The 13,062-nt window shown below is 48.6% G+C and carries 7 protein-coding genes; 1 reads left to right on the top strand and 6 read right to left on the bottom strand.

The genetic code is table 11. The annotated features are described in order from the left end of the window. The 6 genes from BMZ56_RS05775 to BMZ56_RS05750 form a co-directional block, all read right to left on the bottom strand. On the bottom strand, positions 1-2,541 hold the full coding sequence (locus tag BMZ56_RS05775; RefSeq protein ID WP_090625364.1) for a carboxylesterase family protein: 2,541 nt from the start codon (positions 2,539-2,541) through the stop codon (positions 1-3). A gap of 19 nt (positions 2,542-2,560) precedes the next feature. Beyond that, entirely contained in the window at positions 2,561-4,015 is a 1,455-nt protein-coding gene (locus BMZ56_RS05770; RefSeq protein ID WP_090625360.1) for an alpha-L-fucosidase, read from the bottom strand. Between the two features lie 54 nt (positions 4,016-4,069). Continuing rightward, complete coding sequence (locus tag BMZ56_RS05765) at positions 4,070-5,548, bottom strand: FG-GAP repeat domain-containing protein (protein ID WP_177195045.1); 1,479 nt, start codon at positions 5,546-5,548, stop codon at positions 4,070-4,072. A gap of 147 nt (positions 5,549-5,695) precedes the next feature. After that, on the bottom strand, positions 5,696-7,276 hold the full coding sequence (locus BMZ56_RS05760; protein WP_090625354.1) for a SusD/RagB family nutrient-binding outer membrane lipoprotein: 1,581 nt from the start codon (positions 7,274-7,276) through the stop codon (positions 5,696-5,698). A 97-nt stretch (positions 7,277-7,373) separates the two neighbouring features. Then, the gene (locus BMZ56_RS05755; protein WP_090625351.1) at positions 7,374-10,688 is read right to left on the bottom strand and encodes a SusC/RagA family TonB-linked outer membrane protein; all 3,315 of its coding nucleotides are present in this window, start codon (positions 10,686-10,688) and stop codon (positions 7,374-7,376) included. A gap of 80 nt (positions 10,689-10,768) precedes the next feature. Then, complete coding sequence (locus tag BMZ56_RS05750; RefSeq protein ID WP_245893095.1) at positions 10,769-11,989, bottom strand: ROK family transcriptional regulator; 1,221 nt, start codon at positions 11,987-11,989, stop codon at positions 10,769-10,771. Between the two features lie 248 nt (positions 11,990-12,237). Here BMZ56_RS05750 and BMZ56_RS05745 point away from each other — a divergent pair, with 248 nt between their 5' ends. Beyond that, positions 12,238-12,999: a class I SAM-dependent methyltransferase gene (locus BMZ56_RS05745; protein ID WP_090625348.1), complete on the top strand. Its 762-nt coding sequence runs from the start codon at positions 12,238-12,240 to the stop codon at positions 12,997-12,999. The last annotated feature ends 63 nt before the right edge of the window (positions 13,000-13,062 follow it).

Below are 13,062 nucleotides of genomic sequence, written 5' to 3'. Positions count from 1 at the left end.
TCATTGACCTACCTCCCACTGATTGGTGTAAAATCCAGCGCCAACAACATCTTCGGGGCCGTTTTTGAGCATATCAAGTTTGAAGAACACATAATCTGGAAAGCCGCTCGCCCCGGCGAAGTACTGGTTTGCGGTTGCCGCCTGCATACCCTTTAGTCCGGTTCCCGTAATGACGCCTACCGATCCGATGGAAGTCCCGGGCTTTTTCCAGACGAAATACCCGCCCAGGTCGTCTCCCTGGTATTGTTTTGTGCCGATCTGTACGCCATTGGGATTGACGTTGATGGGGCAGTTCGCCAGCAAGGTGTTCCAGGCGCTGTTCGTTTTTGCGTTGCCGATCAGGATGACGTTGCGATCGGCATAAGCCGGGGCATCGAAATCACGGTCGGCAATGATATCAAATGCGCCATTTCCGCGGTAATACCACGATTCGGCATCGTATATCGCCTTTTCCATCGCCCATTGGTTTTCCGCTTCCGTGCCATGGGTGCCGTATACATACACCATACGATGGTTGAAGGCCTCTTTGAACGTTCCGTTGCGGTGTGGACCTTTTTCTCCGGCAGAAGGTCGGTCGACCGCCTGCCAGCCGCTTTCTTGTTTTTTCAGATAAATGAAGGGAGCACCGGTCGGTTTCTCAAGGCTGATCTCATTGAGACTATCCAGTTGGATGCGGATAGACTTTCCGGAAGGGAATGCGTTGACGTCCAGTTGTAGGGTATGGATGTTTTCGGTCGTACCTATGATCGCCCCTTGGTTGATGTCGCGCGAAAGAACCAGGTGGGAATATTCCAGCGGTTCCTGCTGCTGGTAGATGGTGGCCCAGTAATACGAAGCTGAAATACCCGGATTGGCGGTCTTGAAGTCAATGGTGTGCACGGCGGTGTCGACTTTCCGTTTATGCCATTTGAAGTAGTCAAATAGCGGTTTCCAGTCGACACTTTCGTTGCTATACCAATGAGAACCGTTGGGATATTCGTAGTAGTTGAAATCCGGGTGGAACTCGCCGAGCACCGCACGCATCTGGCGGGCATAGGTAACCGGCACGGTTTGGTCGGCATCTCCATGCAGCACGTAGACACCCAGCGGTCTGTAATTCGACGCATAGGCAATGACATCACTTTGGTTGCTGGAACGCAATAATAGTGTTTCCATTGCATTGCGGCCTTTTTCGGGAATCAATCCATCAGCCGAGCCGTATCCCTTTAGCGTGGGATACCCTGCACACGGGGCAATGGCCGCCCATTTGTCGGGATAGGTGGCGCCGAGGAACCACGTGCCGTGGCCGCCCATAGAATGCCCGGTAAGGTAAATGCGCTGGGTGTCCGGTTGGAGCGTTTCACGGGCCAAAGCCAATACTTCCAGTGCATCGATACGCCCCCAATCCTCCCAGTTGAATCCACGGGGCCTGCGGTTGGTAGGTGCCACGAGTGTGCCCCAGTCTTTCGACTGGTAGGCTTGCGCCTGGCCGAGTGCTTCGACACCCGCACCGTGTACCGAAAAGAAGAGCGCATCGCCCGGTTTCTCACCTCCGGCAGCAGGATTGACCGCGTAATATTGCAGGCTGCCGTCGATTTCGCTCACGAAGGTGATGCGGTAAGGCAGGGTAGGAGTTACGCTGCGCAGTAACAGGTACTGTTGATCGACGACTTTCCCTTTTTGTCTCAGCGTTAGCTGGCTTCGTACGTCTCCCGTTTCCGTCACCTTGGATGCGTTGATCGGGACGGTCACTTTGCGTGTGCTGTATGGCGGAATGTCCGGTACGGTCGCTTCCGCCGCCTGTCCTTGGGTGGAACTGCCCATGGTCAGGCCGCTTACCACCTTTGATGAAGTGTTGACGACGACAACGCCGGCTAGGAGGTGGCTTTTATCTTTCCCCTGTACGATGTCGGGCAAGGTAAGATCTTCCGTATTGAGGTACACCGGTTTTTCCGGAAAATGGAGTTCAGCCGCCACCAATAAGCCGCGGACATAAAATTCATTCAATCCCTTCTTCAGTTGCACGGGGATTTCCATCCATCCCATGCGGTAGGGGTCTCCCATATGCAATGTGCCATTGACAAGTACGGCACTGTTGCCCCGTACATTAAGTGTTGCCACCTGTGTTTTGGACGACGAATAGGTGAGGTATAAATAACTCGGTCTCCACCTGCGGCGTTGCGGCGCAGTTTGCCGTTTTCCACTCAAGCGCTCTATACGTCCGGGACCTGCGGGGTTGTTCGGGCTGTTCAGGTTGCCGCCGGTAGTTGGTTGGGGCCGGAAAAATCCTGACGTATCGGCGGTGACCGGCATCCAGTTGGCTGGCTCATCGGTAGCTAGTCCACCAAAAGGCTGTCCTTGTTGCGGTGTGGGCAGTTTGCCCTGGTAATAGTTCCAGAGCAACACATCGGTATAAACCGCTTCGCGGCCGTAGTTAGACGGCACCTGAATGATCAGTCCCTCGGTAAACCGGTGTGTAGTCTGTGCCTGTAGGTCAACCCACAGTACGGCCAGCAGGATGGCGAAACTTGTGATTCGTAAGAAGACGGAAGGTTTTGACATGTTATGACGATTTTCGGATTTAGTGGCTCAGTTTGATCGCAGCGGCGTACCGTAACGCGGTATTGCTGCGTTTGCTTTCAGGAACGGTAATTTCCAATACGTTGCCCTTGGTTTTAAACTTCAGCTTACCCAATCCGAGTATTTCGACCCGTTTGACCGGTTTGCCATCGGGCAGGGTCAGTTGAATGGTGGGAGGAAGGTGTAGCTGATCGTTGTTTTCATCAGATAGCAGAAAAGCATAGCTGGTATGGCCGTCTTTGTGCTGGGTGTAGTAGATATTGTGCTGCGCGTAAGGAGCGATGGTCCGGCTGCTGTAAATTCCTTCGCCGTTGATCGCCATCCATTCGCCCACGGCTTTCAGGCGGTCATATGCATCCGGGGCCCAGTCACCGTCTGGGCTCGGACCGATATTCAGGAGGTAGTTGCCGCCTCTGGAAACGATCTTGACGAGCGTGTGTATGATTTGGCGAGCGGGCTTGTACGTATCATTGGGTACGTAGCTCCATGAATTACCCAGGGTGAGACAGCTTTCCCAGGGGATATCGAGCGGTTCGGAAGGTACTTGTTGTTCCGGGGTCACGTAGTTTTCATACTCACCGGGTACGGTGCGATCCACGACAAGAAGGCCGGGTTGGTGACCGCGGGCCATCTTCGCGATGCGCGCCATATCGATATCCTGCTCGGTTTTGATGGTGCGTTGCCATTCTACGGCCGTATCAATGGTGGCAAAAGGCCGTACCCAACCGCCGTCCAGCCAAAGGATATCGACCTTGCCGTAGCCGGTCATCAATTCCTCGATTTGGTTGTAGGTAAAGTTCTTGAAGTTTTCCCAGCGTTCGGGATATTTAATGGGATCGTAGTTGACATTGCGATCCTTGGGTGGAAAATAAGGCCACCAGTAATCGTCGGAATGCCAGTCGGGTTTGGAAAAATACGTACCGATCTTGAAGCCATCGCTACGGAATGCATTGAAAATTTCTTTGGTCACGTTGGCACGCGGGTTGCTGGAAAAAGGTGTTTTCGAGTCGGTGATTTTATAGTCGCTCTGCTGGGTGTCAAACATGGCGAAACCATCGTGGTGTTTGGTCGTGAAAACAACGTATTTCATGCCGGCCTGTTTGGCCGCATCGGCCCATTTTTCGGGGTTGAATTGTTTGGGATTGAACGTCGTTTGCAGGTTTTCATAGGCTTTTACATAATCAAAATAATTTTGGGCATGCGGCCCCCGCCGTACGGTCCACCCTTCATCTTCAGGGCATAGGCTCCAGCTTTCCACGATCCCCCATTGGCTGTAGGTACCCCAATGCATGAAAAGCCCGAATTTGAGATCTTGCCATTCGGCGAGGTTTTGTTGCACCAACGGGTCGGAGGGAGGCATGTAACCCGCGGAGACATTGTGTTCTTGTGATCGGGCTGAATAGCTTGATAAAAATATAAACACGATCGTGGCGAATTGCTTTTTTCGACTATTCATGGCTTTATACAGTTTTTTTGTTGCGTTTTACATAAAATTGTTTTCACCCTGGTTTTAATGAGGCGAAATTTTTTCTGATCGATTCGTTAGCACCAGCAGGTGAGGGTATTGAGTCGTCTGCTGGCGGAAAAATTGGTTTAGCTCCGCCAAGTTATGAATATAAGCACCCAATACGATATCCTCGTCGCCATCATGGTCGAAATCCGCTACTTCCATGCACAACCATTTACCGGTAGCGGCTGAAGGAAAGGAGTGGGGTTTAAAATCCAGGGATCCTTCGTTGGAAAAATACATGAACCCATTGCCCGGTTCGTTTTCACTGCTATAAAAGGCGATTGCCGCGATATCCAGGTCGCCATCGTTGTCGAAATCACGCGCTATCGCTTTGGATGCGCCATGCAATGGGAAAAACCAAGCTTCGTTAAAGTTGTCGTTGCCGTCATTGAAGTATATGCGTACACCGTGGAAACTTTTATCGATACGGGAGTAATCCCAATTATCGCCATTGGTCAGCAGGATGTCGGCATGGCCATCGCCGTTGAAATCCGCCAACTCGAAGTACGACGAGCCAAAAGCCGGATGGAAGTTTAAGATGCGTTTTTCCTCAAATTGTCCGTTGCCTTGATTGTAAAAAATAGATATCCCTTCCAAAGCCTGTCCCGTCAGAGCCATAATGTCCGGTTTCCCATCCCTGTTAAAATCTTCGATCTGAGCATTAAGGGTGCCTGGCAGAAGGCTTAACACGTGCTCTTGGTCCGACTGAAAGTTGTCGTACCACGATAGTTTACCCGTATAGTGACCAAAGCCACAAACGATCAAGTCTTCCCGGTCATCTCCGTTCAAGTCGGCCACGGAAAATTCAACCGGTCGGGGTAAGTTGGGAATATTAATCAGTCGCGATGGGGGAGTGGAGCCCGTTGTGTCGAACGTAAGGAAGCGACCCCAAGCCAGACCGGACGGATGGATCGTTCCGATGGTCAACAACCGTGGCGGTTGCTGTTTCGGAAAGTCAATATCAACCGCAGGGCTTTCTAACTGCCAAGCTGATTGAAAAGTAAATCGGTGATCTAACACATACAGAAAGTTGGAAGCATCGCCCATGAACAGTTGATTGGTGTTGCGGTCAAATTTCAGCAGGGTTGTCTGTGGAATCAGCTTTTCTTCGACATACAGCGGGTTAATGCCGAATAAATCGAGGGTACGGTCTATGGGCGGATGAGTGGGTTGTGGGGTGGGTTTGACAGATGCCTCTTGCTCGTAGTAATCAACTATTTTCTTCCAGGCTTCCGGAGTAATCACGGGATTATCCGGATAAACATTCATCGATCGTAGAACGGCTTGTTCGGCTGTGTCCATACCGTTGTACGGGTCTTCTCCCGGCTGTCTGATCCCCAGTCTCCATCCCATGTTGGGTAGTACATTGTTTACCCATGTTTTTTTGTCCAGTAATGCGGGGGCTGGGTAACGATGGCACATCCCACAATATTGTCGGGCTAATCCTTCGCCGGATGGTTCGGTGGGAGCTGACTGCATTCCACCCGTTAGAGCGAGTGTGGTACACAGTAATAAGATAGCCGATATACACGTCCATAGCCTCATAAAAATCCCGCATCCCTATAAAAAAATCAGCATGCCGCCCGATATCGGGCGGCACACTGATAAGGTACATCTTTTTATCGATTAGTTTACATCCCAGAATAACTTGGTGTTTACATTATCCTGATCTGCTACGACACTGTAATTTTCTCCGTTGTACGTAGGCTCTGACGAAGGAAGATTCCATTTGACCGGAACGGTTTTCTGATTGTCAGATGGATCTAACCGGAATTCGAAAGTTGGATAGTCCAGTCGACGGACTTCGGCCCAATTTTGATAAGGTTGCATCATGTTGAAGTGTAACCATTTCTGCATAGCAATCAATTGGATGTTGTTTGTTCCCCAGCCAATACGCTCGATGTAGTCGTTTATTGCCGTTTGGGAGGGTGCATCGGCTGCAGGAGTGATGTTGTCGTTGCTGACGCTTCTTATTTCCTGAAATAGCGCAATGGATTCGGTGATGCCGTCTTCAAAATAAGTCTGTGCGGTGCTGCTATTTCCTGCGTTTTGGTAGTATTCGCTAAGCAGGAAGTTTACTTCGGATGCAGTAATGAGTATACCTGGGAAATAGTCGTTCCTGGAAAACGTGGATCGATTATAAATGGCCAGTGTACCACCGCCACTGCTGGCTGGTCCCGTAATGAGATTGGACTGAACGGAGCTGGTCAACATCGGATCTAGTCCGATGAATTCGTCGTCTGCTTCGGCTCCGGGCTCGAATACGAAAGGCAAACGCGGATCTTTATTTTCATTCATGTGATCGATCATTTTTTTGCCAGCGATATTTCCATTCCAGCTCTCTAGGGCATCTTGGAAACCAGTTGCATTGATGCCTGTTGATGGATCAAAGACGTCTAATTGCGCGTTGTCCGCGTTCGTCAGAATCAGGGGATACGTGGATGGATTTTCGATGATTTCAGCCAATTCTGATTGTGCCCTGGACGAAAAGGAACCCGCGTCAGAAATGCGTGTAAGCATCCGTACACGAAGAGAATTACAGTATTTCTTCCATAAATCCAAATCTCCGTTATTAATCAGGTCCTGATTAGCAAAGCCAGAGGTGCTGGGAATGGTTAAACCGTTTAATTCGGTACTGATGGATTTCAGGTCGTCCAACATGGTTGTATAGATATCTTCAGCAGAATCATAGGCGGAGTAGGACACTGTGTAATCCCCTCCGTTTGAACTAAGTTTGCCGGCCTCGGACCAGGGTATGCTGCCATGTATATCGACAATTTGCTGTGTCTGGTCGTAAAAAAATATCTTGGCGGCCAATAGGAAAATCCGGGTTTCGGATTGAACGATTTCGTCCGAACTGTGGTAGACGGTCTCCAGTTCGCGGAACTGGGCCAACCCCTCGTAATACCTTGACCAACGGTCGTCAATTGCAGCGGCGCCGGGGATCAATTGGTTGGCTTCATTAGCCCAACCATCAATTTGGATATACCGTGCGATGGTAGGTAGGATGGTTACAAAATAGTTGCGGTAGTCAGGTACTGTAAGTTGGCGGTAGGCATAAAGCATGCCTGCAAACTGTTTTTCTACCGTTGTTTCGGTTACCTTGGATGGATTTCTATAAAAATCTCCAAAAGATTCCTTCTTACAGGAGGGGATTATTAATAATGCCGAGGCTGCGCACAGCCCCATTACAATATACTTTTTCATCTGATTAATTTGTTCTTTATCGGTGATGAAGCTTGCATAAATTATTCATTGTCTTTTGTATATGGTAATTTATGCAGTTTTCATTTTCTGACAATAATTAGAAACTAGCACGTAACATTAAACCATATGTTCTCGTTGCAGGGCTGGTCCCTGCGTTGCTGACTTGGTTAACCCAGTTCGAGCCGCCAGTCATTTGCTCGGGATCCAAATCTTTTACTGAACGATAAACAAAGAAGAGGTTGCGACCGAATGCAGACAACTGAAGGCTTTTTGCGCGCAGTTTAGCGGCAATGTGATCGGGTAGCCGGTACCCTAACGATAGTTCCCGCATTTTGATGTAATTGTTTTTCTGTACATAAAGCTCATAACGGGAGTCTGAGTATTGCGGGCCACCCCAATTGTACGTGGCAGCATAATAAAGCACCTGCGTGATCACATTCTCATTCGGGTTGCCATTGGCCAATACGCCATCCATAAGAACGCCGTCGTGAAATATTTTTTCACCATTGGGGCCCGACGTTCCTGAATAAGCTACTCCCTTGCCGTTTTCATCGAGGTAATAACTCATGCCGCCGTGTTCGGCATCCATATAATTCAAGCTTTCTTCCGTCAATCCGCGGCTGGTCATCCAAGCAATACCTGTAGGCATCACGTGCCCGCCCCAACGAAAATCGATTAAGGCATCAAGCGTGAAGTTTTTATAGCTGAATGTGTTGATAAACCCTCCTATAGCTTTAGGCATGGCATTCCCGGCCTTAATCCAATTGTCTGCATCCAGCTGATAGAGGCCATTATCCTGTACGATTTTATTGCCATTGGCATCGGTGGCAATCGGATGAACCATGATATCTCCCATGGGTTTACCCACCTTAGATACCAATTGAGCCGCAGCACCATCATAATCACGGTGAAGCAGTTCACCGGCACCTCCCGGTAGCTCTTCGACAATGTTTTTGTTCATGGCAAAATTCAAGGCCGAAGTCCACCGGAAATTACCTTCAGCAAGTGGTGTACCCGTGAGGGCAAATTCCCATCCTTTGTTGCGCAATGTCCCTACGTTAGCCAAAATTGAAGAGGCTCCTGTGCTGATTGGTAACGTGTAATTCAGAATTTGATCACGGATTTGTCCGTTATAGTAGGTGATATCCAGTCCCAGGCGCCCGTTTAGCATCCGGGTTTCCAAACCGAACTCGATTTCGTGTTTGGTTTCCGGCTTGATTTTTTCATTTCCGAAATCAGACGTCGGTAACAAGGTATACGTTATAGGCTGGCCAGAATCCGTTTGTATACCCAAGCTAGTTTGGGTCAGGCTCAATGCGCTACGGTAAATGTCTGGGTAGTTACCTACGATACCCCAGGATCCCCGTAGTTTTGCATAATCAAAGAAGGACGGGAAGTTGAATGCGTCTGAAAGAATCAAGCTGGAGTTGACAGATGGGTAGTAGAGAACATTGTTGTCCGGGTGCATGGTTGAAATCCGCTCCCGGCGCAAGGTGCCCTCCACAAACCAGAATTCCTTCAAATTAAAATTTACCGATCCGAACAGGGCGTCCCGCAGCATGTTGTTCTTATAATTGTACCGATCATTCCATGTGGCAGTGTTGTTTGAAGCGTTCAGGTCGAACCAATCCCGCACACTCAAACCGCCGTTGGTTCCCCTGTGGATATACGTGTCCTGCGATTTTGTGGCCGTATAGCCTACCATCACGCCCAATTTAACCGCTCCGGTGACTTGCTTGTTGTATGTGGCAAGCAGGTCCGTGTAGTAAACGTTGGCGTTTTGTGATCCCAATCCGTAATACCCCGTGTTTTTGTCAATGGATAATGGTTTCTCGCTGGGTTGCTTATCCTCTGTTCGCAATGCAGTCATGTCTGCCGAAAAGCGAGCCCTTACTGAAAAGTCGTCGGTTACTTGCCATGTATTGGTGAACGATCCGATTAAACGATTGGAATATTCGTCGTAATTTTTCGCTTTCACCTGCCACATATAATCGAGCACGTCACCACGATAGCCATTGTATGTAATGTTTTCTTCCGGTGTGAGGCTTGGATCTGTACCGGTCACGAATCGGTATCCCAAGCTGGTCTTGTATTTTTCGATATACCATTCCGGGTTGTCAAACGTAGAAATCATACCCGTGAAGTTATTGATCAATCGGTCCGTTAAGAAGGGCCTGTTGTGGGTATGTTGGTTGATGTAATTAATAACTACATCGGTGGTCAACCTGTCCACAAATTTAAACGACGTGTTCAGGTTAGCAATGTTCTTTTTGTTGTAGGAATCCAGAGAGGTCATTTGGTTGTCTTGGCGGGTCAGAGAAAACCGTGTATTTGAACGATCGCCGGTGTGTCCTAAAGCCAAGTTAAAGACCGTGTTGTTTGGATTGTTGAAAAATTTGTCATAAGCATTCTGTGCCGAATAGGGGCGGATTTCGCCATCCCAAGAACGGATGGGCTGTCCGTCGAATTTCGGACCGAAGTTAAGACTGGTGTTTGCAGTCCCCCTCACCCCGTCATCATAGTAGAAGAACATGTCTTCCGATTGCCCCACGTCTGCGTATGAAGGGTCATATCCGGGGCCCCTAACGTCTTGGAACCTGGGGAGGTAGGCAATTTGATCGTTGGTATAGGTCGCATTGAAATCAATCGAGAAGCCCTGGCCGCCTTTTCCAGATTTGGTTGTCACCAAAACCACACCGTTCATAGCTTCGGAGCCGTAAAGAGCCGCAGCCGAAGCGCCTTTTAACACGCTGATTGATTCGATGTCTTCCGGGTTAAGATCTTCTAATCCATTTCCGCGCGCACGTTGGTCACCCCAGTAGTCGGAGTTGTTAAATGTCGATTGACGCATGGGAATACCATCGATAATTACCAATGGTTGGGAATTGCCGGTGATGGAGTTAGTACCCCGGATATTGATATTGATGCCTGAAGTAGCGCCTCCTGGAGCTGCCGAAATGCGGACCCCGGGTGCTTTTCCGTATAATGCCCCGGCAAAATTCGGACTGCCGGTTTTTGTGAGTTCTTCAGCCTCTACAGTACTCATTGCATAACCTAATTCTTTCGGTGCACGCTGGATTCCCAGCGCAGTGACCACCACCTCCTCGAGTTGTCCGGCATCTTCATGGAGTGTGATGTTAATCGTGTTTGACGAACCTACCACGACGGTTTGTGTGACGTAGCCAATCATGGAAAATTGGATAGTTTCGCCTGACGTCGCCTGAAATGAATAACGTCCGTCTTCATTGGTCTGCGTGGCGCGCGTGGTTCCGTGAACGGTTATGGTTACACCAGGGATCGGGCCCTGCGCATCCGATACCGTGCCGGTAAGGGTTTGCTGCGCAAAAGAAAGGGACACCATACTGGTACAGGTCACGATCAACACGCATAATTTCATGTACAGAATTTTCATGTTTTTTGTGTTGTTTGATTGGTTAAAAAATTAGTGAATTAATGGTTGTTTTTTTGATTATAGCAGCAAATTACTTGTAATTATGTAGTGAGCGGAATGTGGCTTTCTGATCGGTGGGAGAGCCAGAAATTTTCAATCACCAAACTCGCAGCTCCCAAAAGTTCTGCTTGATAACCCAGTTCTGAAATTGCGATATCCGTTTGTTCGGCAAGTTTCGGAATGCAAAACTCGTTGATAGCGCGTTGCACGGGTGCCAATAGTAATTTGCCCGCTGCCGCACCCCTGCCGCTGAGCACTACCCGTTCGGGATTCATGATGTGGATCAGGGTGGCAACACCTTTACCCACCATGAAGGCGGCATCCGATAGCGATTCCACCGCGAGTTGGTCGCCCATTCGGGCGGCCTCAATGAGCAGGTCGCCTTCTGCTTTCCGCTTTTCGGCAAATAGCTTCTGTAGGTTGGAGGTCGTTCCTCCTGCAATCGCTTGCTTGGCATTTTCAACGGCTACTAAAAGCGATGCATCCACCTCCAAGCAACCGCGTTTACCGCATGAGCAAAGTTTGTTGGTGTGAGACAATGGAATGTGGCTAAACTCGCCTGCATACCCATTGTGACCTCTGAAAAGGCTTCCGTTTACAATCATTCCCAGCCCGATGCCCCACCCCATATTAACTACCATGACATCTTTCAATCCTTCGGCTGCGCCGAAATGCAATTCGGAAATAGCAATAACACTGGAGTCGTTTTCGATGTAAACAGGCAATTCCAGCGACTGTGTCAGCCTGTCGCGAAGACCCATTTCGCCCGTGTCGGTACGCAGAAATGAAGCATTGATGCCCTTTTCTACATCGATAAATCCGGGCATGCCGATGCCGATACCAAGCACATGTTCGTGTTTAATGCCTGCTTGGTCGATATACGAACGAATGAATTGGCAAAGTTGTTCAAATGCCGCATCGTTGTCTTTTAAGGGCAATACAATGGAGGCTTCAGGGCTGATAAGGTCGTTCGTTAAGTTGTATGCAACGATCCGGCTCACAAACTGGTCCATTGCGACGGCTACGGTGTATTGCTTTTTCTTATTGTTAAGTCGATACTTTATTGGCCTACGGCCACCAGTAGACGGCGCTAACCCATGCTGTACAGCATACCCCTCCTTTACCAGCTGGTTAATAATGCTGGTGATGTTAGGTACACTCTTATTGGTGTGCATGCTCAATTCGGCCAATGATAAAGGGCCGTTGTAATAAAGTAGTTTAAAGATGGATAATTTAAGTTGATCTTGCCGCTCGTATTTCACAATCTGTTGTACAAATGGTTAATAGTTCATTGTTTAGGCAAACTTAGTGAACAATTGTTGATATATGAAAATACTTTTTAAAAAAAATTATTAAGATTTTATAATACTCTGTTATTTAAGTAATTAATTTTAGTTAATGATTGATTGGAGTAGCAGGCTCCGGTTGCATCTCAAAATTTATGCTATTTTTACTCCAATGAACGGGAGAGTCCTTACAACAGTCAACGTGCTAAATCCAATCTTATTTTATGCCGAAGGATAGCGTTAGCCGGTTTTCGCATAGGGCGGTGCTCTACGATCAGTTTCGGCCGCATTATCCGCCGGAGCTCGTGGCTTTTCTTAAGGAGCATATCGTGCCTGACTCAGAACAGGTGGTGGCGGACATTGCAGCAGGAACAGGCATATTTACAGAACAAATTGCGCAATGGGGCAATACCGTATTTGTTGTTGAACCCAATCGCTCGATGAGCCGGTTAGCACGGCGACGGCTCAAGGGATTTAAGAACTGTATTTTTGTAAATGGAACGGCTGAATCTACGGATTTGCCAGATCAATCGGTAGACCTTGTCGTTTCAGCGCAAGCATTTCACTGGTTTGATCTGACGAAAACGAAACATGAATTCAAACGGATCGGAAGGAATAACCTGTTGGTGGCGGTGGTGTGGAACTTGCGTAATACGGACAGCCCGTTTGAGCAGGCGTATGAGTCGTTGATTTACAAGTATGGGATTGATTACTTAAATGTTAGCCAACGGCGGATGGATACCGAGGAGGTGTTGTCTTTTTTCGCACCCGACTCGCCCGAATACCGCATTTTTGAACACACGGATTTTCTGACGCTGACGCAGCTGCGTGGACGGATGCTTTCGTATTCGTTTATGCCCGAAGAAACGTCACCCGTTTACGAAGAAATGCTGGAAGCAATGACGGTGATCTTTGAACGCTATCAGCAGGAGGGCCGGGTACGGCTTTCGTACAGGTCGAGATTATTTATTGGCGGTATCCATTGAACGCGACCTGATATTTCATACTTCAAAAAAATTCTATATCTTTGCCGCCGATTTATTCATTAA

The sequence above is a fragment of the Parapedobacter indicus genome, assembly GCF_900113765.1.
In the GTDB taxonomy this organism is placed as follows: Bacteria; Bacteroidota; Bacteroidia; order Sphingobacteriales; family Sphingobacteriaceae; genus Parapedobacter; species Parapedobacter indicus.
The sequence above is the reverse complement of the archived record's forward strand: the minus strand, read 5'-3'. Positions and strand labels throughout refer to the sequence as shown.

Bases quoted from the DNA above. Each gene is read 5' to 3' on its own strand.
- BMZ56_RS05775 (WP_090625364.1), bottom strand. From the start codon at position 2,541: ATGTCAAAACCTTCCGTCTTCTTACGAATCACAAGTTTCGCCATCCTG.
- BMZ56_RS05770 (WP_090625360.1), bottom strand. From the start codon at position 4,015: ATGAATAGTCGAAAAAAGCAATTCGCCACGATCGTGTTTATATTTTTA.
- BMZ56_RS05765 (WP_177195045.1), bottom strand. From the start codon at position 5,548: ATGCAGTCAGCTCCCACCGAACCATCCGGCGAAGGATTAGCCCGACAA.
- BMZ56_RS05760 (WP_090625354.1), bottom strand. From the start codon at position 7,276: ATGAAAAAGTATATTGTAATGGGGCTGTGCGCAGCCTCGGCATTATTA.
- BMZ56_RS05755 (WP_090625351.1), bottom strand. From the start codon at position 10,688: ATGAAAATTCTGTACATGAAATTATGCGTGTTGATCGTGACCTGTACC.
- BMZ56_RS05745 (WP_090625348.1), top strand. From the start codon at position 12,238: ATGCCGAAGGATAGCGTTAGCCGGTTTTCGCATAGGGCGGTGCTCTAC.